Source organism: Schleiferilactobacillus perolens DSM 12744 (genome assembly GCF_001435585.1).
In the GTDB taxonomy this organism is placed as follows: Bacteria; Bacillota; Bacilli; order Lactobacillales; family Lactobacillaceae; genus Schleiferilactobacillus; species Schleiferilactobacillus perolens.
In genome coordinates this window covers 1-24387 of sequence record NZ_AZEC01000015.1, presented here as the reverse complement: position 1 = coordinate 24387, position 24387 = coordinate 1, and the positions used below count along the sequence as shown (strand labels likewise).

The window sequence follows — 24387 nt, the reverse complement described above, 5'->3', positions numbered from 1 at the left end:
TCTTTAAGAGTATGCTGAAAGATGGTTGGTTGCTTTTTTTTTGCATGCTATGATAAACATACCCAAGAAAAGAGGCTCTGCCATGTCGCCCATCCTGACCGTTTCCCACATTGCTCACCAATTCAATAAACGCCCATTGCTGCAGGATGTCTCCTTCGTCGTTCACCCCGGCGAATCCGTGATTCTCACTGGCACTAACGGCTCCGGTAAATCAACGCTGGTGCGGATCATTGCCGGCCTGTTACGCCCCCGCCGCGGTACGGTCACCTTTGCGCCCGCATTATCGTGGGGCTGGTGTCCGGACAGCCTGTCCCCGGAAGTCATCACTGCGCAAGCGTGGCTCACGGAATGCGGCATGATGAGCGGCTTGGCTCCCGCTATCACGCAACCGCAAATTGCCGCCCTCGCAGACACATTCTTGCTCACCCCATATCTACATACGCCAATTCGGCATTTATCTAAAGGTAACCGGCAAAAAACGGCTCTGATCCAATCTTTGCTCGGTCATCCGCAATTATTGCTGCTGGATGAACCGTTGTCGGGCATCGACAAGGATGCCCGCCCGGTGATCATTCAGTATTTGCAACATTTTCGCGACACTGGCGGTGCACTAGTCACTATCGCCCACGAACCGGGCGTGATTCAGCAATTAGGAACCACGGTGTATCGGTTAAACGAGGGCACTCTATCGGTGGAAACAGCGCCGCCCCGGGCTGACATCTACATCATCCGGTACGCGCCGACAACAGCCGCGCAGCCGCTGCCAGCGGATTGGCCCGCCGCCGAACTCACGGTACCGGCTGGCGAACACGATAATGTTTTAACCACATTGATTCACCGCGGCTATACCATCCAGGAGGTGCGGCATGCGCATTAAAGGAATCCTGCTTTTCTATGCTCACCGCTACCTGCAGAGCATTTACTTAGTTTTACCGCTGCTTTTGTGGTTCATTTTTCTCACCACAAACTTTGCCATCGGTCCCCAATATTTCGCCTCGGCCATTGGCGCGAATGCGATGGTCTTGGTTTTGCTCATGGCCTGGGTGGCTTACGCAGTCAACAGTATCGTCAGCGACACCGCGTTGAGTATTGCAGTGGTGCACACGCGCTCCTGGTGGTCGGTATATTGGGTTAAATGGCTCTTCTTCATTTTGGTAGCGGGACTCTTCAGCCTCATCGGTCTCCTTTTTCCAATCGGTCGGTGGGTGCTAGAATCGACATTCTTTTTTGAGAAACTGTCAGGCTATCACTTCTTGCTGGCATTTTTCCTAATGTGGGGCGCCGCCTTGCCCGGAATGGCCATTGCCAACTTGTTCAACCGGCACCTTATCGCCAATCGGTATTTGAGCGTTTTGCTGGTCATCTTCGTGCTGGTGTGCGGTTATGTGACGCCGACCATCGCCGCGGACTATTCCTGGTGGCGCTGGGTCAGTTGGTTGTTGCCGCCCATTGGGGATACATTGAACAGCCTGACGGAATTTCGGTCACTGACAAATGGACGAGCGCTCACCTTTTTTTTGATCCAGCTCGGATATGCGGCCGTCGTAGCTGGGATAGCCTTGCTCAATCAACAACGGCGGAAAATGGATTGAATTTCTGAAAATTGGCCTTGCGCCAGCTCCCAATCTGTGACACAATCAATGTCAAGCAATCTGCGTAAGCAGTGCGCCAATAAATAACGCATGTCAGTGAGCATGCATTTGGAGGCCAATACCGTGGAATCATACAACACTAAGAGTACAAGTTTAACCCGCAATCAGAAACGGACCATCGTTTCGACAAGTGCGGGTTTTGCTTTGGAAAATATGGATGTCATGTTCTTATCTTTTGCCCTGGCACCAATCATCGCGTCGTTGCATATCAGTGGCGCTGAAGCAGGGCTCATTTCTTCGATCACCAACATTGGTATGTTAGTGGGCGGAGTGCTTTTCGGGTTATTAGGGGATCGTATCGGCCGGGTGAAGACCTTCTCGCATACGATCCTTATTTTTGCCTTTGCCACGGCGGCCATGTTCTTTGCTAAAAGTATTTGGGCGATTTACATTCTGCGTTTCATTGCCGGGATCGGTGCCGGTGGTGAATACGGTGTGGGAATTACCTTGATCGCAGAGAACTTTAAGAAACAACACGTCGGTCGAATGACCAGTATTGCCGCGATCGGCGGCCAAATCGGGGCAATCTTTGCGGCAGTGATGGCGTCATTGATCATCCCCAACTTCGGTTGGAACGCCCTCTTCTTGGTCGGCTTAATCCCAGTTGCCCTGGCGTTCATCGTCCGGGAACACCTGCAGGAAAGCCCAGTCTTCCTCGAAAGTCAGCACACTGCTGAAGGCAAGAAGAAGATCAGCTTGGGCCAACTGTTCACCAGCAAGAAGCAGTCATACCAAACCATCGCTTTAATGTTTATGGTCGTCGTACAGATTGCTGGTTACTTCGGTTTAATGAACTGGTTACCAACAATCATGCAGAAACAACTGGGAATTACCGTCTCTGGTTCTTCCATCTGGATGATCGCCACCATCGTCGGTATGTCCATTGGCATGATGACTTTCGGCAGCATCTTGGACTACTTGGGACCGCGGGTGGCGTACACCATCTTCCTGTTGGGTTCTGCCGCATCGGTTTTCTTAATCACATTTGCCATGAACGAAATCACTTTGATCCTTGCTGGTGCGGTACTGGGCTTCTTCTCTAACGGTATGTTTGGTGGTTACGGTGCGATCATCTCGCGCCTCTACCCCACCCACATTCGGGCCACGGCCAACAATCTGATTGTCAATGTCGGTCGGGCCATCGGTGGCTTCTCCTCCGTCGTGATCGGTTTCCTAATGGATCATTACAACCTGATCACCACGATGGGCTTCCTGGCTGTCCTGTATCTGTTAAGCTTCGCGGTCATGTTATCCATCCCGGCACTGCGGACGCTGAAGATGCGCCGTGCAGATGAAGACGAAGTCGCTTAACCGCAACGATTAATTAATTTCTGAATACTGAAAAATGGCGTTCTCAATTTAGCGAGAACGCCATTTTTGTGTCGTTTATCTCAAAACGGCGCCAACAGTGCCGCCTCCAACAAGTAATGCGTGGTCACATCGGTCATCTGCCGTTTACCGTTCAACACTTGATATTTATATATCCGGGGGATATCGCCGCGGTCTAAAACCACGGTCACATGCCGGCCAATGTATGGATTAAACAACTGCCAAGTGTATGTACTGCGGCTCTTCCGGACTAACCAATCTGCAGTGTGCAAACCGGCTGCCGTCAATAATCCCGCAATCACCTTCGCCCGTTTGCCGCGACCGGCCCGTGCTTTAACGGCTTCCGCCAACGGCGTAAAATCTAGAGTTTGTTCCACCGGAATAAATCCCACTCGCGGCGCCACGGCACTTAATGTATTAATATAGCGCGCACCAGTCGCATCAGAGATCTCCAGCGTCATGAGCTGATTTAAGGTTAACAAGTGCACCAGTGCCTCGGGAAAGATCGGAGCATCCGTACTGATCGCGGGTACCACCGCAGCATCTGTCCCCAGGGGCGACAACATGATGGCTTCTAATAAGTCACCCGCCAGTGCCCGCCGTGGTAAATCATCAGCGCCCTGCACGGGAAAATAAAAATGATCGATCGTGACCGCGTTGGCGCGGATGTGAAATTCTGTACCAAAAGAGAGGGCCAAATAAGGATTGGCCATGAGCCAGCGGGTATCTGTTTCCACCTTGGCAATCACCCAATGCCGCGGATTCAACCCGAGTGCCTGGACTGCCGCCTGGACTTGGATAAACTGTTTTTGTTCCGTGCCCACCTGGCCATGGGCATGGGAGACCGGAACCGTTTGGTAGTCCAACCAGGTCAATCCGGCATATCGGTCGCGGACTGCTGTTTCATTTTGGGTAGCCAGTTTCTCACTGCGGTGATTGATCAAACTCACCGCCCATTGTTTGGCAATCTGTGCATCGTGTCGTTGTCCCAGTGATTCCAATCGCATAAAGAAATTGCTCCATTCATCGACTATTCTAATATGTTAATCATACGCTTACTAAACCGTATTGACACCAATTTGCACCAAGTTGCTAACAGGTCTGGTATTATTTTAAGTGAGGAATATGGAGGGGTTTGGGTATGGTACATGATAAAAGACAATTTTGGGCGATCATCGATGGCCGCGATCCGCTGGCCGTGATTAACGCCCAGCGGACATACGGTATCAGCAATGAGGCCATGGGCTACGCGTTGGACGCAGATGAGCAGCCCCACGTGGAGTATGACAATTCCACGGAAACATTTCTACTGATTTATAACGTCTTACGGTCCGAACCGAAAGACGATCAACCCGATGCGCCATTAACCTTCTTGATCAAAAATGGCCATCTGCTGGTGATCACCACGAAAGCCACTGCGCATTTGACCAAACGCCTGCGCACCATCTTAACCAGTCTGGCGGATGCGACGCCCTTCAAGGCACTATTTGCATGCCTAGTGCCGCTCACCGATCGGTTCAGTCCGATGTTGCGCCAACTGGACGCTGACCGGCGCAGAATCGCTGCGCGCCTGCATGAACGCACGAATAAGAAGGCACTGCTCCATCTTTCCGACCTGACCTTGCGGGCCAATTACCTGGCCCGAGCCGCGAAACAAAACACCATCGTCCTACAACAAGCGTACGCCCACCGCCAAGAATTCTCCACATCTGAACAGGAACAATTAGCCGATGTGATCATCGAGGCCGACCAGGTGCTCGGCATGGCGCAGGTCAGTGCTGAAACTCTGGAACACCTCACCGATACGTATAACAATATCTTGAACAACAACCTAAACGACACCATGAAGTTCATGACGGTCTGGTCCCTCCTGCTCACAGTTCCCACCATCGTCACCGGCTTCTACGGCATGAACGTCGCCCTTCCCGCCCAGCACAGCCCCATGGGGTGGGTAATCACTCTGGGGATTACAGGTATTTTGTGGTTGATTATGGGGATCATTTTGCACCAGTGGATCAAATGACTATTTTTGATGGACGCCGATACATTTGTGTATCCACTAAACTAGTGCCACTGCGGAGCAATCGGAGGCTGAAATGGGCTCAGCTGTGGAAACGTCACAGTGGCCCGATTTTGGCCACTGATGACGTTAGGCGTGTTTGAGACCGCGTTCCTCAGCGGGCTCAAACCGCCGTCACAGCGTTCCAGCCCATTTCAGCCGGAGATTGTGCAGCAGTGGCACGGCTGAAGGGGACTCTTTACCGTAAGTCTCCGTAAACGGGCTGCGCCGACCAGAAGCTATGTCAGAAGGGAGGGCAGGCAAAAAACCTAAAACCGAGTTTTCTGCCTGCCCTCCCTTCTGACGCCGCTTCTAACCGGTCGGCTCCGCCCTCTCCCTCTTGACACGCCCTTTTTTTCGCTCTATAGTCAATACCAATAAAACAAATACGAAAAACTGCTGTGAAAAGATGAGTAGTGGCACGCGGTATTCTCAGAGAGCCGGTGGGGGGTGCAAACCGGTAATACTAACGCTGCGAACATGGTCTTTGAGCTTTACCGGCACTGAGCCCATATGCTAAGTGCCGGTGGGTGCGCCCATTATCGCGTCGGAGTATCATCCCGGTTGTACTAAGGTTACAATTTGGATCGCACTCGGTGAGGCATGACGTGTGAGCGTCATGCGAATTTAGGTGGTACCGCGTTTGCCCACAGCAAGACGTCCTTGAAAATATTTTTTCAGGGACGTCTTTTTTTATACCTGCATACATGAAGGAGCGATTTTTGATGCCAAGTACATTAACCAAAACTGTTTTCCCTTACCGTTACGATTTAGTCGGCAGTCTGTTGCGGCCGGCCCGGCTGCACCAAGCCCGTGCAGATTTTGCCGCCCACAAGATTGATCGGGCCGCCTTGACTCAAGTGGCAGACGAAGAAATCAAAAAAATCGTTGACCAGCAAGTGGCACTAGGCTTCAAGGATGTGACCGATGGTGAATTTCGCCGGTCGTGGTGGCACCTGGATTTCTACGCCGGTCTAAAGGGTACTGAATTCTTCACCCCCACAGACGGCTGGGCCTTCTCCGGCGGTGAATCCCGTGCCGGCGGCGTACGGGTCAATGCCCCCTTGGCTTACAATCCAGATCATCCTTTCTTCGCCGGGTTCAAGTACCTGCAAAGTATCGTTCCCGAGGGCATCACCGCCAAGCAAACCATTCCCAGTCCGTCAGTGTTCTTTCCCAGTGAACCGGCTCACATTATTAATGACTATTATGATGACGTACAGGACTTTTACGATGCATTGATTCCCACATATCAACACACGCTTCAACATTTCTACGACCTTGGCTGTCGCTACTTACAATTGGATGATACCGCCTGGGGAATGTGGGCTTCTTTTGCCCATAACGCCCATGAAAAGGTGTTGCAGCCGGAATGGGCAGTGCAAGCCAAAGAAGCAGTCCGAGTAATCAATGCCATTGTGGCGGACAAGCCCAAGGACTTAACCATCACGATGCACATTTGCCGCGGCAACTATAAGTCCCAGTGGGCCGGTGCCGGCGCTTACGATCCCGTGGCCGATTATCTAGCCCAGTTGAACATTGACGGTTTCTTCCTGGAATATGACGACGAACGCTCCGGCGGCTTTGAACCATTGGCCAAGATCAGTGCTAATGGCCGTCATCAGCGGATCGTGCTAGGCCTAGTCACCAGCAAACGGCCGGCTCTGGAAGACGAATCTGGTTTGCGGGCACGGATTAAGAAAGCCAACGAGTTTGTCCCACTAGCTGACCTTTGCCTCTCCACCCAATGCGGTTTTGCCTCCACCGAGGAAGGTAATGCGCTGAGCGCAGCCGATCAATGGGCCAAGCTTGCCTTGGTCGCCAAAACCGCCCAGGATACTTGGTCCGACGCAGAATAATCGATTTGAGAAAGGGATGAGTTCTCTTGGCAAACACATTGACGACGGAAAATAAGGCATTCATCAAGTCCCATCTGGTGGATCGCCATCACACGAACACGTTGAAATGGGACGCTTTACAGGAACGGTTTGGCAATCCCGATCTACTGCCGTTGTGGGTGGCGGATATGGAGTTCAAAACCGCCCAGCCGGTGCGGGATGCTCTAATCGCCCGGGTACAGGAGGGAGTCTTTGGTTATTCCTTCATTCCCGACAGCTACAAGGAAGCCTTCATCCATTGGCAACAGGACCGGCATGGGATCACCGTCAAGCCGGAATGGCTGCGGTTTGATAACGGGGTCGTGAATTCCTTGTACGCCATGGTGAACTGGCTGACGAAGCCGGGGGATCCGGTCCTGATTTTCCAACCTGTGTATTATTCCTTCGCCAATGCCGTGACCGACACTCACCGCGAACTCATTTCTTGCAACTTGCTGAATACGCCTCAAGGATGGCAGGTTGATCACGAAGCACTGCATACGATTATCCGAGACAGGAAGCCGAAGTTAGCGATTTGGTGCTCACCCCATAATCCTGTCGGTCGGGTATGGCAGCCAGAGGAACTGGAAGCCGTCTTGACCCCATTAGTGGACGCCGGCATTCCAGTCGTTTCGGACGAAATCCACGAAGACTTTGAAATTGGGGATACGCCCTTCACCTCGGTATTGTCCGTCGCCAACGGCCGCTTCCAAGACCACGTGATCGTTCTCAACGCCCCGTCGAAGACTTTCAACCTCGCCACGTTATTGCACTCCCATGTCATCATCCCCAATTCCGCATGGCGTAAGGACTACGATGATTTTATCAAGACAATCCACCAGACCGAGCCTAGTCTGTTGGGCGTGGTCGCTGGTGAAGCGGCTTACCGGCAGGGGACACCGTGGCTGGATCAGATCATCGCCATTATTCGTTACAACGATAGTCAGGTGCGTCATATTTTACACCATGGTGCACCGCAGATTCACTTGCAGCCGCTGGAGGGCACATATTTATTGTATGTGGATTTAGGCAGTTATATCCCCGCAGACAAAATCAAAGATTTCGTTCAAAATCATTGCCATCTGGCCGTGGATTATGGAGCTTGGTTCTCGCCTCAGACGCCCACCTTCATTCGTTTGAACCTGGCCACTGATCCGCAGTTGGTCGCCCGAGCGGCCCACCAGATTGTGACCGCGCTGCAAGAAACTGTCCCGCAAGCATTGTAGTTAGAAAGGAACTCCAAGATGAGCGAACAACATGAACAACCCCTTGATCCCCAATTTCCATTACATGATGATTCTTTAGTCGTCCAAGGCGCTCCCGCCCGCCACAATGAATACGGTGCAATTATGGCACCCATTTTTCTCAGTACCACCTACCGCCTGGAAGACATCAATACGGCGGGGCCTTATGAATACATTCGGACAGAGAATCCGACGCGGCAAAAGGCTGAACAGGTCGTTGCCCGGATTGATCATGCCCGCTATGCTCTGGGTTTTTCATCTGGAATGGCCGCCATTGCCACGACCTTTGAGCATTTCCACCCCGGCGATCACATTATCAGCTCTGCGAATATTTACGGTGGTACCTACCGCTTTTTCTTAGATATTCTTGGTCCGCGACAGGTCGACTATGATTTCGTCACAGATCTTAGCACCCTGTCTGACGCCGATTTCAAATCGAATACCAAGGCGGTTTATTTAGAAACACCGGCCAATCCCACGTTGCGGGTCTACGACATTGCCAAGATCGCTAAGTTAGCCCACAAGCACGGCGCACTATTGATCGTCGACAACACATTTTTGACTGGCTACTTGCAAAAGCCGCTCTCATTGGGGGCCGACGTCGTAGTTTATTCGGCCACCAAGTTCTACGGTGGTCATGCCGATCTGTGTGCCGGTTTCATTACATTGAATGATAAGGCATTGCACGATGAACTTTTCTTCTATCAAAATACGCTAGGAGCAACCATCAGTCCCTTCGACAGTTACACCTTGCTGCGCGGTGTACGAACATTGAGCGTGCGGCTGGACCGGCAGATTGAAAATGTTAAAGCGGTCATTCCCGCTCTGGAAAAACACCCTGCTGTGCAGCAAGTGCTCTATCCAGGCTGGTACTCTCCAGAGGAAGCCGCGATTCAAAAGAAGCAGGCCAAAGGACCAGGCGCGGTCATTTCCTTCTCTGTTAAGCCCGGAGTGGATCTCGGTGTCTTCTTTGAAAAGCTGCAAATGGTCGACTTGGCGGTCAGCTTAGGCGGCGTGGAATCCCTAGTCTGTCGACCCACAACGATGACCCATGCACCCTACCCGAAGGACAAACTGGAAGAAATCGGCGTCCATGACAACCTGGTTCGGTTTGCCGTGGGGATCGAAAACAAAGACGATATTATCCATGACATCAGCCAGGCCCTGACGTTGGCGCAAAACAGCGATGTGGTGCTGGATAAGAAAGTCGATATTCAGTAATGACCGCCATCTTTGGTTTTTTGCACAATCTTTAAGATTTCTCCTCCGATTCGTGTGCTGGGCCAACCACTGGTATAATAGGAACGCAGTAAGGTACCGTTTTTCGTAGACGGTTTAAGGAGGAAGATTCTATGCGTAGAAGTAAAAAAGTCTTGTTTTCGTTGGTGAGTTTCGCCCTGCTCCTTACTTTAGGGGCTTGTGGTTCCGGCAACAAAAATGCCAGTAAATCATCCAGCAGCAAGGTGAAAACCGAAAAAGTGACTAAGAAAAAGGCGAGTAAGAAGAGCAGCTCTAGCAGTTCAAGTGTGAGCAGTGCCGACTCGTCTAGTAGTGAAAGCAGTGATTCTTCCGCTTCATCGTCACAAACATCTTCGTCTTCATCCAGCAGCAGTGCGGCTTCATCAAGCAGTGCCACTTCTGTGACGACTTCTGATCAGGCGACTGCGGTGTTGAAGAACGCGGTGGCGGCGAAGTACCAGAAGGATGCGCCGTTGGTTTATGCGTTTATTAAGACTGTGCAGGTAAATGGTCAGACGGCTTACCAGATTGAAGTGGGTAAGAATAACGGCCGGAGTACGATCGCCACTTATAATGTGTTGGCTGACGGTTCTGTACAGCTGGTTAAGCAGTACGAACAATAATTTTAGGTCCACACGCCGTGCCAGTGCTACACAAGCTGCGGTGGTGTGGGGCTGCGAAGCGCAGCAAGTGCGTAGCCGCAGGCGTAGCAAGCTGTGACGGCGCTTGAAGCCCGCAAAATACGCGGTCTTCAAGACGCCTAACCACATCAGCGCGCAAAAACCGCGCGCTGTGTGGTTTCCACAGCTGAGCCCCACACCACCTCCGCTTGCTCCGCATTGGCACTAATTACATCGCAATGTCGGACAGAGCACACATCTTAAAAAAACACACAAAAACAGGCTTTTCGCCACGGTGTAATACCAGTAGCAGAAAGCCTGTTTTGTTATGTCGTTAAGAAGGAATTGTCAGGCGATTAGGCGTTGACAGTGTTCTCTTCTTCAACCTTGTTGGTCCAAGGAGTGGCAGTGTCAGCCAATACCTTGTTCAAACGTTCGATATTGTCACGACCTTGGTTCTCCAACCACTTTTGGCCAGCTTCTTCACCTTGGGCAGCGAATGGTTCAATACCCGGCTTCCAAGTGGCACGGCCGCAAAGAACACCGTTAAATGTAGAACCTGCTTGCTTAGCAAACTTCAATTCTTCCAAGAATAATTCGTTGGTCACACCAGCGGACAGGAAGATGAATGGTAAGGAAGTCGCTTCACTTTGTTCCTTGTAGTACTTAGCAGCTTCGTCCTTGCTGTAAACAGGAGATACGCCGTCATCAGTGTAGCCTTCAACAAACTTCTGATTAACAGGTACTTCCAGCTTCAATACAGAAACGTTGTAACGAGGCTTGCTGAATTCCTTGGTCATTTCGATAACCTTGTGCGGCTTAACCTTGGCAAAAGCAGCGTCAGAAGCGCTGTCCATGTTGCCATCGTAGGAAACCAGTTCCAAGAATAACGGTAAACCATTTTCCTTGGCTTCGGCACCAACACGTTCAACGAAAGCCTTCTTACGATCATTGATCGCATCGGGTTCGTCTGTATCGTAGTAAAGCAGGAACTTAACAGCGTCCCCGCCCTCTTCCTTGATCCGCAGAGCAGATTGGTTCTCAATCAAATCTGGGAAACGGCCGGCTTCAGTCACATCGTAGCCAGTCTTTTCGTAAGAAAGAAGTAAACCAGATTGGGGAGCACGAACCTTGCTAGCTGGCAGACCGTATTCAGGGTCCAACAGAATTGCACTGGCATACTTAGTCAGTTCAGCAGATACAGCCTTCTTGAAGTCCACGATTGTGGTTTCGTCAGCGGGCTTGTTGGCAGCAGCTGCCAACATCTTCTTTAAAGAACCCCGTTGGTCGATGGCCAAAGCGGAGATGACATTATTGTCGTCGGAAAGCTTGTGCAAGTGATCCAACTGTGCAGCAGTCAATTTAACACTCATTAAGACATTGCCTCCATTAATAGTTGAGAGTTTCAGAAAACCAATTACATTATATCCTAAAATGAAAGTTTTCGCACCCCCACTTACAGGATATGTCCCACTGGGTCAAAATGTGACCCAATATACGAATTTATTGTACACCAAAAAGAGTTAGGACAAAAGCTTCCGACCGCCGTGCCAATGCTGCGCAATCTACGGAAAAATGAGGGGCTGGAACGCTGTGACGGCGCTTTGAGCCCCTCATTTTTCCTCCGATTGCTCCGCATTGGCACTAGCTATTACAACATTCGGAAGCTTATCTCAACTCTAAAATAAACATTTAAATTATTTGCCGGCGCGGATTTCTGCTAGTTTGGCTTTGTATTCTTTGGCCATGGCAGTGACGCCAGCGAAGTCGTCGTGGTTGGCGGGGGCGGTAAGGTTGCTGCCGGCACCGACGAGGGTCACACCGGCGGCAAACCAATCGGCCATGTTGTCAGCGTTGACGCCACCGGTGGGCATGACGCTGAGGTTCGGGAATGGGGCCAAGACGGCTTTAACCATCGTGGGTTGTAATACGGCCCCTGGGAATAACTTAACCAGATCCACGCCCGCAGTCAGTGCGGCCTGAATTTCTGTCGGGGTCATGCAGCCGGGGGTGTAAGGGGTGGTATAGAGATTACAAATCTTGGCTGTTTCTGGATTGAAGCTGGGGCTGACGATGAACTCAGCACCGGCAATCATGGCAATCCGGGCCGTGGCGGGTTCTAAGACGGTGCCTGCGCCGATGACGACATTCTTATCATCAGCATATTTATTGCTGAGATTGGCAATCACTTGGTCTGCATGGGGCACAGTGAAGGTCAATTCAATGGCGGTCACGCCGCCAGCAATCACGGCATCGGCGATTTTTTCAGCTTTCTCCGGTGTTTCTGCCCGGACAACTGCGACGACTCCTGCTTTTTGTAACCGTAATAAACGATCCACTTTTTGCATTAATAATATCTCCATTTCTTGGTTGGTAACTGCTTACATGCACATTTTAACCCAGAACACGGGGCAAGAAAATATTAGACCTTTTGCTGAGCCATTTGGGCAGTGAAGAAATCGGTCAATTGCGCTGGTGTGGGATAGCCAGTATTATCGCCAGCTGATTGGACGGCCATGGCCCCCACAGCATTACCCCGCTGGGCGGCAGCGGCTAAGGATTGGTTATCCAATAACGCCGCAATCACGCCCACAGCAAAGCCGTCACCGGCACCGACAGTATCGACCACATGATCAACGGTAAACCCAGCCACAGTCCCGTGGTCGCCAGTGCGGGTTTGGTAATAGGCACCCGCTGGTCCCAGCTTCACGATCACGGCCTGGGTGCGGTCGCTTTGATGCAGGTAAAAGTCAGCAATCGCCGCCGGGTCTCGGCTGCCCATCAGCTGTTGGCCCTCACTGATCCCGGGCAAAATAATATCCGCCTGGGCGGCCAACTGATTAATCGTGGTTACCATCTCGCGCTTATCCGGCCATAGCGCTGGGCGCAAATTCGGGTCGAAAGTGATGGGCACCTGGTGTTGTTGAAGGAGCGCTATCAATTGTCGGGTGACTTGTAGGGCCTGTTCAGAGATGGCAGGGAAAATACCGGTCAAATGTGCCCGCCGGACATCCGCAAAATCAATCCACGTCAAAATGTGCGGATCGAAATGAGCCGCGGCCGAATCCCGCCGAAAATAGAAAGTGTCGGGATCACCGTTGGTCACCCGATCCTTTAACTGTAACCCGGTGAAATGATCCGGTGTCACTCCAATATAATCGGTCCCCACCTGATTGGCGGCTAATTGCTGCTTGATGAAGGTGCCAAACGGATCCATCCCCAATTGGGTAATGTATTGAGTGGTATGACCAAGGCGCGCCACCCCCACTGCCACATTCACTTCCGCACCCGCCATATATTTATCAAAATGCACGGCACTGGCCAATGGCACATTGGCTTGGGTCGACGCAAATAATGCCATCGGTTCGCCGATCGTCAACAACTTTGCCACAAGAAAGTCCTCCAATCTCGGTTTTTATAGGAAACCGGTTTCCCATCTGTCACTTCTTAATCATATACGCCCGGCGATTCGCCGTCAAGGACATTGCGGTTCGCATATGGAAACTTCTGCTTTTCAACTGCAAAATGGTTGCTGATACCGGACGGAACCGTTACGGTAGAAGTGATTACATGATTATTTTGAATGCTTGAAAGGGGCTTAAGTATGGCAAATACGTCCTTACCGCCAGTCATGGGCTGGTCTTCCTGGAATCATTTCCGCCAAAACATTAACGAAGATGTGATTTACCAAGTGGCCCAGGCCATGAAAGATTCTGGACTCGCTGCAGCGGGCTACCAGTATGTCAATTTGGATGACTGCTGGCAGTCTTCTGCGCGGGACGACAACGGTCATTTACAATTTGACCTGAGCAGTTTCCCCTCCGGCAAGGAATTGATTGACCGGATTCATCGACTGGGACTACGTGTGGGTTTATATAGTTCCTGCGGCCCGCTGACCTGCGAAGATATGCCCGCCAGTTACGATACAGAATATCGAGATGCCCGCACTTTTGTTGATTTGGGTGCCGACTTTTTGAAATATGATTATTGTCATGTGGTGGATTTAACCACGGACGAAAAACTCTTGAGTACGGCACCGGCGGTTGTCGGCCTGGAAATTCGCAGTCGGGAAACGAACACTTTTTTGGAATTACCAGCAGCCAATGCGCAACTGAGCGGTGCGGCCCAGTTAACCCATTTTACTGATGAGAGTCCGGCAATTACTGGTTTAAGTGCCCGCGGCGGTGAGGCCCAGTTCACGGGGCTGAATTTGCCCGCCGGAGAGTATGTGGTCACTGTGATCTACCACAAATTCAAGAGTGAAAATCGACAATTGCTGGTTGTCCATGCTGCCGGTCAGGAACATACGATGTTGTTCCCCACCACCAGCGGCTGGAGTGCCACTGGCCGCGTTCAAATCAAGATCAATGCGGCCCAGCCGATCACAGCTTTCACCCTATTGAACCCCATCACAGATCGCAAGAGCGACGCCATTTTACGCTATCGCACCATGGCTTCTGCTTTGCAGACTGCCACCAAGAGCAGTGACCGTACGACGCCGTTTATTTACTCGGTCTGCGAACATGGCCGTAATGCACCCTGGACATGGGCACCCAAATTTGCGGACGCCTACCGCATTAGCGGCGACATCCGCAACAACTGGGCCTCGGTGGTGGATTGCTATGACAAATTGAAAGCTATGCTGCCCTATGCTGTGCCCGGCAGTTACGCCGACCCAGACATGCTGGAAGTGGGCAATGGCGCGTTAACGCAGAATGAAAACATCGCCCATTTTTCACTGTGGGCTTTCTTAGCCGCACCGTTGATCCTAGGTAATGATATCCGCCATTATCAGGATTTACCGAAGGAACAGGACTGGTTGCGCATTGTGACGAATAAAGCCGTCATCGCCATCGACCAGGAAGCGCCGCATCTGCCGGCTGAACCGTTACCTGGCACGAGCAATATTGACGTACTGGCCAAGTACATGGCAGACGGCCAGGCCGTGCTCTGTATTTTTAATCGCAGTGATAACGAACAATCCTTCAGTTTGGATCTGGCACAACTACCGGCCGCGATTCATGGTGTGCCTTATCAGTACCATGGACAACCGGTCACGGAATTGTGGCAACAGACGAATTACCGGCAAGAACAGTCCCAGATTCACACGACATTGCCGGCCCATGCTGTGAATGTCTTTGCGTTAGCGAAATAGTGTCGGCGGACTCTTTTATTCCTTATGATTCAATATCGAGGCTGCTAGAAGACCAAATGTGGCCACCACGATCTAGCAAAAAACACTCTGCACATTATTTTGCTGTGCAGAGTGTTTTTCGTTTAGGCGTTGGCGACCTTTTTCACCGGTACCCGGACGCCGATCGTATTTTTATGCAGCATGTTGCTGCGCAATTGACCACAAGCCGCATCAATATCGCCGCCGTGTTCCTTCCGAATCACACAGTTGATGCCGCCTTTGAAGACGATATCGTGGAACTTCGCAATGTTCTCCGGCGTACTGCGGCTGTATTGAGGATGTTCCACCACGGTGTTGTACGGAATCAAATTGACGAAGGCCAGCTTCTTATAAGGTGAGAGCAGCTCGACCAGCTCATGCGCCTCTTTAGGATGATCATTCACGTCGTTCAGCATAATGTATTCAAACGTGATCCGCCGATTGGTCGTTTGCGTATAATAATCAATCGCCGCAAAGAGCTTCTCCAGCGGCCAGCTGCGGTTGATCCGCATGATACTGCTGCGCAATTCATTGTTCGGAGCATGGAGAGAAATGGCCAGGTTAACCTGCATGTGCAAATCGGCGAATTCCCGGATCTTATTGGCCAAACCAGATGTGGACACGGTAATGTGGCGGGCGCCAATATCCAAACCGTGCTGGTCGTTGATGATATGGATGAAGTTCATGACATTGTTAAAGTTGTCGAAGGGTTCGCCAATACCCATGACCACCACATGGCTCACCCGCTCGTCGTCGCCATTTTCATCCAAATAATGTTGCACCTGCATGATTTGGGCCACAATTTCTCCCGCAGTCAGATCCCGCTGCTTATGAATCAACCCGCTGGCACAAAATGTACAGCCGATGTTACAGCCGGACTGGGTCGTCACACATACAGACAATCCATATTCCATGTACATCAGTACCGTTTCAATCAACAGGCCGTCTTCCATGCGGAATAACCATTTCGTGGTCTTATCCGTGGCCGTTTGCTTCTGCACCACCGTCAACGGGCTGAACGTAAAGGCCTCTGCGAGTTGGGCAATCAACTCGCCGGGCAAGTTCTTCATCTCGGCAAACGCCTGGACACGGGAACTGTACAGCCAATCCCATACCTGAGCCGCCCGATACTTCTTCTGCCCATTCGCCAACATCCAGTCCTGCAATTGTTCTTGGGTCAAACCATAAATTGAATCTTTCATCCTTTTAATCCTCCGTAATCCCGGGAAACGTACTTGAGTATGTTGACAGCATACGGGAAACGCCGGCACATTGCAAGAAGCAACACACCGGCGTTAATTTCATCCTTATTTATCCTCTGGGAACCAGATCCCAATCTCCCGTTCCGCGCTCTCTTCGTTACCCGATGTATGAATCACGTTCCGAATCGGCAATGTATCCCAACTCCGGGCAAAGTCCCCGCGGATCGTCCCCGGTTCAGCATCCCCCGGATCAGTGGCCCCCGCCATGTGGTGCAGCACTTCCACTACCCGAGTTCCAGACACAATCATCGCCACGATCGGGCCCGATAACATATACTTCTCAATCCCGGGATAAAACGGTTCATTCACCAATTTGGCATAATGCGTCCGAATCATTTCTGGGGTTGCGCGGACGACTTTCAGCGCGTCAATTTCATACCGGCGCTTTTCAATCCGGCTAATAATATCACCAATATGCCCATTGGCGACTCCATCCGGTTTAACCAATACTAAGCTTCGTTCCTTTGCCATGTAGATGCCTCCTTGATTGTCGCCTTCATTGTATCAAATCGAGCAATGCCCGAAAATAGGGAACAGTGAATTAGCCGCTTTCTGAAAAAAACGCTCGACCACCAATGAACGGCAGTCGAGCGTTTAACAGAGTGACTAAATATTTTGCACTAAAACCATGATGATCGGTACAACGACCGCAAACAGGACGGTGGAGGTAGTCACGACATTCGTCGCATATTCCACATCACCATGCCCATTATCGGCCAAGATCGGCAACACGGCCAACCCGGGCGCAGAAGCTTGCACAATTAGCGTTTGAGCTTCCAGACTGGGAATACTGAAGCCCATCTTCATCCCGCCGACGATCAGCAGAGTGATCAAGGCTGGCGCTACGGCGAAGCGCCCAATCAGCGCCACGACGGTATCCCGATCGAAGCGGATGGAGGACAAACCAGCGTCGGCCAAAATGATCCCAATATATACCAGGGACAACGGGGTGACTAGGCTGCCCACATAATCCAAAGCGTTGATGGCGAAGCTCAGCCAGCTGACTTTCATCACGTCAAAGGGCAGGAACATGAAGACCAAGGCCACCAAGAAGCCGAGCAGCGGCGGCGGTAAGAGTTTCTTCCAATTGAAGCTGCTCTTTTCGCCAGTCCCTTGAGTCTTGGTCGGATCATCCCAGGACATCAGGAAGGCGCCCAAAGTCCAGGTGGATACCGTATTGACCACGTAGTACATCAGGAAGTAGGCCATGGCTTTATCGCCAAACAGAGCCATGTTCAACGGCAACCCGATGAAGATCGTATTGGCGTTGACGAACATGTTAATGAATGTCCCCCGCCGTCCCGGCCGCACTTTGAGCACTGCCACCAGGATGAAGGCCACGATATAACCGAGAATGACGCCGCCAAACCCATACACTAGGCCAGAAGACAGGCTAACCAGCTTATCCAGCGTCAACCGCTTCAATACACTGGTAAAGATGGAAGCCGGTAAAGCGACTTGCATCAATAGCTTAGAAATAGTGCCGGCGAAATTGTCGTCAAACCATTTCTTTTGACGCAGAATATACCCCAAAGCGATGATGACCACAATGGTCAGGATGCTTTGGACAGAAGTAAACAGGGCCGTCATAAGGTTTACTCACCCGCCTTTACAATTTTGACATCAGCAGGCAGCTTGGTATAAGCCGGTGTCCACTTCATGTCCGCCACCGCTTTAGCCACATCGGGAATGGCTTCCTGGTTCAGTTTTTCTGCTACGGCTTCCCTCGCTGTGGCGATGGCGACGGTTTGGCTGAAGGCACTCAGTTTAGACACTGGCGGCAGTACTGCTGCCCCCGGTTGACTGCCGTCGACGATACCGCCTAAGCTGTGCGCAGCCGCAGAAATCATACCATCTGTTAACAATTTCGCCGTAGAGGCAATGGTGCCCAAGCCCAAGCCTGGATAAACCAGCGCGTTATTGGCTTGGCCAATATCGTAAGTCACTCCGTTAAAGTCTACGGGGGCCGCCGGAATACCAGTGGCCACGAGTGCCTTGCCGTCTGTCCAGTTGATCAAATCCGCCGCCTTGGCTTCTGCCAATTTGGTCGGGTTGGATAACGGGAAGATGATCGGCCGCGGTGTGTGGGCCGCCATTTCTTTCACAATATCTTCAGTGAAACTGCCCGGAATGGTAGAAGTACCCACCAACACCGTGGGATGAACAGCCTTCACAGCAGCGGCCAAATTGGTCAATTCATCCGCGTTGGCAAATTCACTGCGCTTGCGGGCAAACGGCTTTTGTTGCGGTGTTAAATCAGTCATATCATCGAACAACAGCCCTTGTTTATCGACCAAGTAGAAGTGCTTCTTGGCTTCCTCTGGGTCCATGCCTTGCTGGATATATTCTTCGTAAATCCGGCTGGCGATCCCGGCACCGGCAGTCCCGGCGCCAAAGCTCATATAGACTTGGTCCGTCATCTTTTCATGGGAAATGTTCAATGCGCCTAAAATACCGGCCAACACAATGATCCCAGTCCCTTGAATATCATCGTTGAAGACGGTGATGGTGTCCTTATACTGATCCAAGATGTCAGCGGCATTGCTGCGGCCGAAGTCTTCAAAGTGCAGGTACAATTTAGGGAAAAGCTTCTCCGCAGTCGCGACAAACTTGTCGACGAAGGCATGGTAAGCTTCACCATAGACCCGCTTCTGACGCAGGCCTAAGTATAAATCATCATTCAACAAGTCGGCATTGTTAGTCCCGGCATCCAAGACCACCGGCAGCACCTGGCTGGGATCGATCCCAGCGGCGGCCGTGTAAACCATCAATTTACCGACGGCGATATCGACGCCCTGGGTGCCCCAGTCGCCAATACCCAGAATACCTTCGCCATCGGTCACCACGATCAGGCGAATATCGCGGCCATCCGCACTGGCCCGCAAGGCGGATTCAATATGGTCTTGATCGTTAATATTCAAGTAGGTGGCGTTTTGCGGGTTAGTGGACAACGCACTGTAATTTTCAATGGTGTCTGCGATCGTCGGATCATACACGATTGGCATGAATTCATAGACATGTTCGCTGAAGAGTTTGTAGAAAAGAACATGGTTTTCGTTGAAAATGGTCATCAAGAAAATCCGCTTCTCCAGGTCACTCTGTTTGCTTTGGTATTGTGCGTATGTCTGCTTGACCTGCTGATCCAAAGTTTGGACTGCTGGCGGTAAAATGCCGTTTAAGCCTAACGTATTCCGTTCTTCTGAGGTAAATGCGGTGCCTTTATTCAAAAATGGGTTGTGAATTAATTGCTCTGCTGTGTATTGCATATTTATAAACCCTCCCGATCTGTGTGCTGTTGCTTTCAACAGTGAGTACCGTACACCCGGTAAAATGTTATTGTCACACCCTGGGGCTGTGATAAAATTTATTTATATGAGGAGGACGAAATTTTGAATACACGGGATTTGGCGTATTTTGCCCAACTAGTGGAATTACGCAACTTTACCCAGGTCGCAGCCCACTTCGGGGTGACCCAGCCAACCATCACCCTGGCGCTGAAGCGCTTGGAAGATGAGTTTGACGCCCGCTTGATTCACCGGGATACCAGTCATACGCGCCTCACTGTCACCACCGCCGGCCGCCAGCTTTATCAGCATGCCCAGGCCATCACCAGGGAACTGGCCCTCGCCCACACAGAAATAGACCACTTGCGGGAAGAAAAAATTCGGTTCGGCCTGCCGCCGATCATCGGCAACTACTATTTTCCAAAAATCGCCGCCAAGCTGGTCACCGTGGGTCTCACCGAACAACTCATGACCCAGGGCGGCGGTTCGGGTACCCTGCTGACGATGGTCCAAAACGGCAGTCTCGATATTGCACTGTTGGGCCACAGCGGACCGTTGAGCGCCCCGGGCCTAACCGTCACCCAATTGGCCCAGGCCCCATTTCGCATCGTCGTGCCCGCGGGACATCCGTTGGCCCAACAAAAATCCCTGGCCTTCACCGCTTTGGCCGATCAACCCTTTGTCGTGCTGGATGAAGGGTACGTCCACGCCCGGGCCTTCCGTTGGTTCACCCAAACCGCTGGCGTGCGGCCGAATATCGTCTATCGCAGCAATGATGTGGGGGTGGTCAAGCAAATGATTAAGCAGGGCGTGGGCATTGGTTTTCTCACTCAAATCGCCATCACAGCGGCGGACGGGTTGGTCGCCATTCCCATCGCTCAAACCGATCAACCCCGCTTCACCATTTCAGTCGTTCACCGCACGGAGCAAGTGATGACGCCGTTGCTGACGACCTTTGCGGACTTATTGACCCATAGCCAAAAGTAATGGAGGTTTTTGCCAATGTTCGATACACTCATTTTTGACGTGGACGGGACACTGATCGATACCGAATACGTCTATGTGCACTCCCTGCAGCAAACTTTACACGACGAAAAAAAGCTGACGGTGCCCGCCAGCGATTTACTGTTTATTCTTGGTATTCCTGGGATGACCGCCCTGCAACGTTTCACCAGTGATCCGGCCGAGCAAAAACGGCTATTTGATATCTGGGTGGGCCACGCCGCAGAATTGAAGCACCATGCCCAGGTGTATCCAGGGGTCCGGGAAACGCTGACAGCACTTAAAAATCGTGGTGTTCATCTTGCTTTAGCCACGGCTAAAATTAAATTGGAAATGGATCAAGAACTGGATCGGTTTGCCTTACACGGCCTGTTTGATGCGATTATCACGGCGGATATGACCACCACGCACAAACCTGACCCAGCGCCATTGCAGGCTGCCTTGGCCCATTTCCCCAAAGGCGCCCAGGCCCTTTATATCGGCGATGCCGCTCCAGATTTGGCAGCGGCCCACGCGGCTGGTCTGCCTTTTGCATTAGCTGAATGGGGTGCCCATGATGACGGCCAATTTACAGCAGCAGATTACCGATTAGCTTCCCCGGATGCTTTACTCACCATGGTCCGTTCATAATTTCGGATTGCACTCCCCCGCCAAAACCGGCGCCACACTTTTTTGATTGCCATCATTATCCCCCGTATCCGTTCCCATTATTATATCAAAAGAACTCTCGACGGCAGGTGGTCTTATCAACTAGAATAGAGGGAGATGGTTTCTACATTCAAGATTACGAATTTTCCGAAAGAAGGATTTTCATGATTCATATTGTCACTGATTCCACTGCCCAACTGACCCCTGAAGAGATTAAGGACAACCGGATTACCGTGGTTCCTTTGCAAGTCACGCTAGACGGTAAAACCTACCGGGATAACGTTGATGTGACTCGGGCCGAATTTTCCCGGCACTTAGCCGAAGACGACGAATTTCCAAAGACCAGTCAGCCATCAGTGGGGACTTTCGTCCATACCTACGAATCCATCGCCCAACCAGGCGACAGTATCGTATCGATCCATATTGGCTCTGTACTTAGCGGTACGGCGCAAGCAGCACAAATGGCAGCGGATCAAGTAGACGTGCCGGTGACCGTATTGGACAGCGGTCTAACTGACCGAGGCTTGGCCTTTGTCGTGTTGCAGGCGGCTAAATTATCCCACTCCATGCGGGATGCCAAAGCCATCGTCGGCCAATTGACGGACTACATGAAGCAAATCACCCTCACCTGTTTCGTGAACAGTCTCGATTATTTTGCCAAAGGCGGCCGCGCCAAGCGGGCCATCGGGTTCATTTCTTCCGTGATTAAACTGAAGCTGGAATTGACCATGCCCGAGGGCAAACTAGACGTCGCCCATAAAGCCCGGGGTGAAAAAGGGATGCAGAAGATGATCAAAGGCGTCGTGGACACCATTATCGCCGACACCCACGTGAAGCATGTGGGCCTATCCTATGTGGATAGTCATACGGATACGGATCAAATCGAAAAGATTCTCCGGGAAAAACGCCCCGACCTACATATTCTCAATCGTCTCACTAGCCCAGTGATCATGACCCATGTCGGCCCCAACGGATTCGCGATCATTTACGTCTAATTCCCTTTACTTACATTTAGTAAGCTTCCGTGCTATACTATTCTTCACTGATTCAGATTCTATCCAAAGAAATCAGGTGAATAGATATGGCAGAAAAAATCGATATGGCCAGCGCCCACCGGCAACTGCACAGCCCCAATGAGAAAACAGCTGCCCGCGCCTTGAAAAACATCAAGGCTGCGAAGCGCGCGCAACAAAACTTACGCTACGCTAACCAAAACGAGTCACAAGCAAACTAACGAATCAATTTCAGGACATCCTACCATGGGATGTCTTTTTTTGTGGCACGGTAGTTGCTTATATCAGGGTGAGTGTTGACGCTCACCAACGATTAAACAAATCGGCGCACTGCCGCTAAACTGAAGGCGTCAACCCGGGTGTTTAATCCAGTTAGACAGTGTGCAATCCCACCCGGACCACAGTGTTTAACGGAGCAAACACTTGGTTACTGAATCTTACTGTAAAGGAGTCTATCAGCATGTCATTTTCAATGGTCACACGTTTTGCCCACGCCCCAGAAGATATTCAACATTATGACACCAGCAAGTTACGGGAAGAGTTCTTGATGGATAAGATTTTCAATCCAGGGGACATCTTACTCACCTATACTTACAACGATCGCATGATCTTTGGCGGGGTCACGCCCACCACAGAACCCTTGGAGATTAAGTTATCCAAGGAACTCGGTGTGAATTTCTTCCTGCAGCGCCGGGAACTGGGTGTCATCAACATCGGCGGTAAAGGCAGCATCACAATCAACGGCCAAACCGAAGAGATGGTGAAGCAGGATGGTTACTACATCGGTATGGGGACGGAGCACGTCGTTTTCGCCTCCGCCGATGCCAGCGATCCTGCCAAGTTCTATGTGGTCTCCACCCCGGCCCACAAGACCTATCCCAACAAGAAACTGCCATTTGCAAATGCCTTGGCGAAACCCATGGGCGACCAAGCGCACATGAACAAGCGGACGATCTACAAATACATCGATGCCTCGCAGATGGATACTTGTCAGTTGCAGATGGGTTATACCGTGCTGGCACCCGGTTCTTCCTGGAACACCATGCCAGCCCATACCCATGCCCGGCGGATGGAAACGTATATGTACTTTGATTTCACCGACCCGAATGCCCGAGTATTTCATATCTTGGGCAAGCCCAATGAGACTCGTCACATTGTCTTGAATCCCGAACAAGCCGTCGTGAACCCCAGTTGGTCCATCCACTGTGGTGTCGGGACCAGCAGCTATTCCTTCATCTGGGCGATGTGCGGCGAAAACCAAACCTATGATGATATGGATCAAATTCCAATGAATGAATTACGCTAATCCTGCTTCAACACTTGAAAGGAAGTTTTTATTATGGCACTAGATCAATCTCCTGAAGAAATTGCCCAACACGAAAAAGAACTGGATCAGTTCAAGATGGCCCAATACAGCCTGACTGGCAAAGTCGCCGTGATCACTGGTGGCAATACTGGTTTAGGTCAAGGCTACGCGGTCGCCATGGCGGAAGCCGGCGCGGACATTTTTATCCCTACTTACGGCAAGGATGAATGGGACAATACCCGCCGCCTGATCGAGAAGCGCGGTCGCAAAGTCGAATTCATGGACGTGAACCTGACCGAACCTGGCATCACGGATAAAGTCGTTGCCGAAGCCATCGAAAAAATGGGGCACATCGACATTTTGGTCAACAACGCCGGTATGATCCGGCGCAATCCGTTGCTGGAATCGAAGGATAAAGACTGGGATCAAGTCATCGCCATTAACTTGACCGCCGTTTATCACATGTCCTTGTCGGCTTCCAAGGCCTTTGCCAAGCAAAAGCACGGCAAAATCATCAACATCGGCTCCATGCTGTCCTTCCAAGGTGGTAAATTCATTCCATCTTACACCGCCAGTAAACATGGTGTGGCTGGCTTGACTAAGGCCTTTGCCAGTGAAATGGGCGCCTACAATGTCCAAGTTAACGCCATTGCCCCGGGCTACATCAAGACGGCTAACA

23 protein-coding genes and 1 other annotated feature are annotated in these 24387 nt (G+C 51.3%); of the genes, 15 read left to right on the top strand and 8 right to left on the bottom strand.

Features of this window, described 5'->3' with window-relative positions; translation table 11 throughout:
- Positions 1–82: 82 nt before the first annotated feature.
- The 3 genes from FD09_RS12960 to FD09_RS12950 all read left to right on the top strand — a co-directional run bounded on the left by FD09_RS12960 (position 83) and on the right by FD09_RS12950 (position 2963).
- Positions 83–877 carry an ABC transporter ATP-binding protein gene (locus FD09_RS12960; protein WP_057822086.1) on the top strand — a complete coding sequence of 265 codons (795 nt, stop codon included), beginning with the start codon at positions 83–85 and terminating at the stop codon, positions 875–877.
- Entirely contained in the window at positions 867–1592 is a 726-nt protein-coding gene (locus FD09_RS12955; RefSeq protein ID WP_057822084.1) for an ABC transporter permease, read from the top strand. Before FD09_RS12960 ends, FD09_RS12955 begins: the two co-directional genes overlap by 11 nt.
- A 90-nt stretch (positions 1593–1682) precedes the next feature.
- A complete protein-coding gene (locus tag FD09_RS12950; RefSeq protein ID WP_083487923.1) occupies positions 1683–2963 on the top strand; it encodes an MFS transporter in 1281 nt (426 codons plus the stop codon).
- A gap of 80 nt (positions 2964–3043) precedes the next feature.
- Here FD09_RS12950 and FD09_RS12945 read toward each other — a convergent pair whose 3' ends face one another.
- Positions 3044–3988, bottom strand: a complete 945-nt coding sequence (locus FD09_RS12945; RefSeq protein ID WP_057822080.1) for a hypothetical protein — start codon at positions 3986–3988, stop codon at positions 3044–3046.
- Positions 3989–4122: 134 nt separating this feature from the next.
- Between FD09_RS12945 and FD09_RS12940 the strand changes: the two genes are divergently transcribed.
- The 5 genes from FD09_RS12940 to FD09_RS16375 all read left to right on the top strand — a co-directional run bounded on the left by FD09_RS12940 (position 4123) and on the right by FD09_RS16375 (position 10023).
- Entirely contained in the window at positions 4123–5004 is an 882-nt protein-coding gene (locus tag FD09_RS12940; protein WP_057822077.1) for a magnesium transporter CorA family protein, read from the top strand.
- Positions 5005–5432: 428 nt separating this feature from the next.
- Positions 5433–5708: a binding site (T-box leader), on the top strand.
- 57 nt (positions 5709–5765) lie between these two features.
- Positions 5766–6899 carry a 5-methyltetrahydropteroyltriglutamate--homocysteine S-methyltransferase gene (locus tag FD09_RS12935; protein WP_057822076.1) on the top strand — a complete coding sequence of 378 codons (1134 nt, stop codon included), beginning with the start codon at positions 5766–5768 and terminating at the stop codon, positions 6897–6899.
- A gap of 26 nt (positions 6900–6925) precedes the next feature.
- Entirely contained in the window at positions 6926–8143 is a 1218-nt protein-coding gene (locus FD09_RS12930; protein WP_235812296.1) for a MalY/PatB family protein, read from the top strand.
- 18 nt (positions 8144–8161) lie between these two features.
- On the top strand, positions 8162–9382 hold the full coding sequence (locus tag FD09_RS12925; protein WP_057822074.1) for a trans-sulfuration enzyme family protein: 1221 nt from the start codon (positions 8162–8164) through the stop codon (positions 9380–9382).
- A 131-nt stretch (positions 9383–9513) separates the two neighbouring features.
- A complete protein-coding gene (locus tag FD09_RS16375; RefSeq protein ID WP_157053814.1) occupies positions 9514–10023 on the top strand; it encodes a hypothetical protein in 510 nt (169 codons plus the stop codon).
- A 353-nt stretch (positions 10024–10376) separates the two neighbouring features.
- On the opposite strand, the gene FD09_RS12910 is transcribed toward FD09_RS16375, so the two are convergent.
- The 3 genes from FD09_RS12910 to FD09_RS12900 all read right to left on the bottom strand — a co-directional run bounded on the left by FD09_RS12910 (position 10377) and on the right by FD09_RS12900 (position 13411).
- The gene (locus tag FD09_RS12910) at positions 10377–11393 is read right to left on the bottom strand and encodes a tagatose 1,6-diphosphate aldolase (protein ID WP_057822069.1); all 1017 of its coding nucleotides are present in this window, start codon (positions 11391–11393) and stop codon (positions 10377–10379) included.
- Positions 11394–11717: 324 nt separating this feature from the next.
- Complete coding sequence (locus tag FD09_RS12905) at positions 11718–12368, bottom strand: bifunctional 2-keto-4-hydroxyglutarate aldolase/2-keto-3-deoxy-6-phosphogluconate aldolase (protein WP_057822067.1); 651 nt, start codon at positions 12366–12368, stop codon at positions 11718–11720.
- 74 nt (positions 12369–12442) lie between these two features.
- Positions 12443–13411, bottom strand: a complete 969-nt coding sequence (locus FD09_RS12900) for a sugar kinase (RefSeq protein WP_057822065.1) — start codon at positions 13409–13411, stop codon at positions 12443–12445.
- A 213-nt stretch (positions 13412–13624) separates the two neighbouring features.
- Here FD09_RS12900 and FD09_RS12890 point away from each other — a divergent pair, with 213 nt between their 5' ends.
- Positions 13625–15175, top strand: coding sequence for an alpha-galactosidase (locus FD09_RS12890; protein WP_162261519.1), 1551 nt, complete (start codon positions 13625–13627; stop codon positions 15173–15175).
- Positions 15176–15297: 122 nt separating this feature from the next.
- Here the strand turns inward: FD09_RS12890 and rlmN are convergent, their stop codons facing one another.
- The 4 genes from rlmN to FD09_RS12870 all read right to left on the bottom strand — a co-directional run bounded on the left by rlmN (position 15298) and on the right by FD09_RS12870 (position 19721).
- Positions 15298–16395 carry a dual-specificity RNA methyltransferase RlmN gene (gene rlmN / locus FD09_RS12885; protein WP_057822059.1) on the bottom strand — a complete coding sequence of 366 codons (1098 nt, stop codon included), beginning with the start codon at positions 16393–16395 and terminating at the stop codon, positions 15298–15300.
- Positions 16396–16500: 105 nt separating this feature from the next.
- On the bottom strand, positions 16501–16926 hold the full coding sequence (ndk, locus tag FD09_RS12880; RefSeq protein ID WP_057822057.1) for a nucleoside-diphosphate kinase: 426 nt from the start codon (positions 16924–16926) through the stop codon (positions 16501–16503).
- A 135-nt stretch (positions 16927–17061) separates the two neighbouring features.
- On the bottom strand, positions 17062–18045 hold the full coding sequence (locus tag FD09_RS12875; RefSeq protein ID WP_057822055.1) for an AEC family transporter: 984 nt from the start codon (positions 18043–18045) through the stop codon (positions 17062–17064).
- Positions 18046–18050: 5 nt separating this feature from the next.
- Positions 18051–19721, bottom strand: a complete 1671-nt coding sequence (locus tag FD09_RS12870) for a malolactic enzyme (RefSeq protein WP_057822053.1) — start codon at positions 19719–19721, stop codon at positions 18051–18053.
- Positions 19722–19844: 123 nt separating this feature from the next.
- On the opposite strand from FD09_RS12870, the gene FD09_RS12865 reads away from it, so the two are divergent.
- The 6 genes from FD09_RS12865 to FD09_RS12845 all read left to right on the top strand — a co-directional run.
- Entirely contained in the window at positions 19845–20726 is an 882-nt protein-coding gene (locus FD09_RS12865; protein WP_057822050.1) for a LysR family transcriptional regulator, read from the top strand.
- Positions 20727–20741: 15 nt separating this feature from the next.
- Positions 20742–21371, top strand: coding sequence for an HAD family hydrolase (locus FD09_RS12860; protein WP_057822048.1), 630 nt, complete (start codon positions 20742–20744; stop codon positions 21369–21371).
- A 182-nt stretch (positions 21372–21553) separates the two neighbouring features.
- On the top strand, positions 21554–22384 hold the full coding sequence (locus FD09_RS12855; protein ID WP_057822046.1) for a DegV family protein: 831 nt from the start codon (positions 21554–21556) through the stop codon (positions 22382–22384).
- A gap of 86 nt (positions 22385–22470) precedes the next feature.
- Positions 22471–22623, top strand: coding sequence for a putative metal homeostasis protein (locus FD09_RS16795; RefSeq protein ID WP_162261518.1), 153 nt, complete (start codon positions 22471–22473; stop codon positions 22621–22623).
- Positions 22624–22862: 239 nt separating this feature from the next.
- A complete protein-coding gene (gene kduI / locus FD09_RS12850) occupies positions 22863–23708 on the top strand; it encodes a 5-dehydro-4-deoxy-D-glucuronate isomerase (RefSeq protein WP_057822038.1) in 846 nt (281 codons plus the stop codon).
- Positions 23709–23741: 33 nt separating this feature from the next.
- The coding region (locus tag FD09_RS12845) for an SDR family NAD(P)-dependent oxidoreductase (protein ID WP_057822036.1) at positions 23742–24387 on the top strand (646 nt) is incomplete at its 3' end.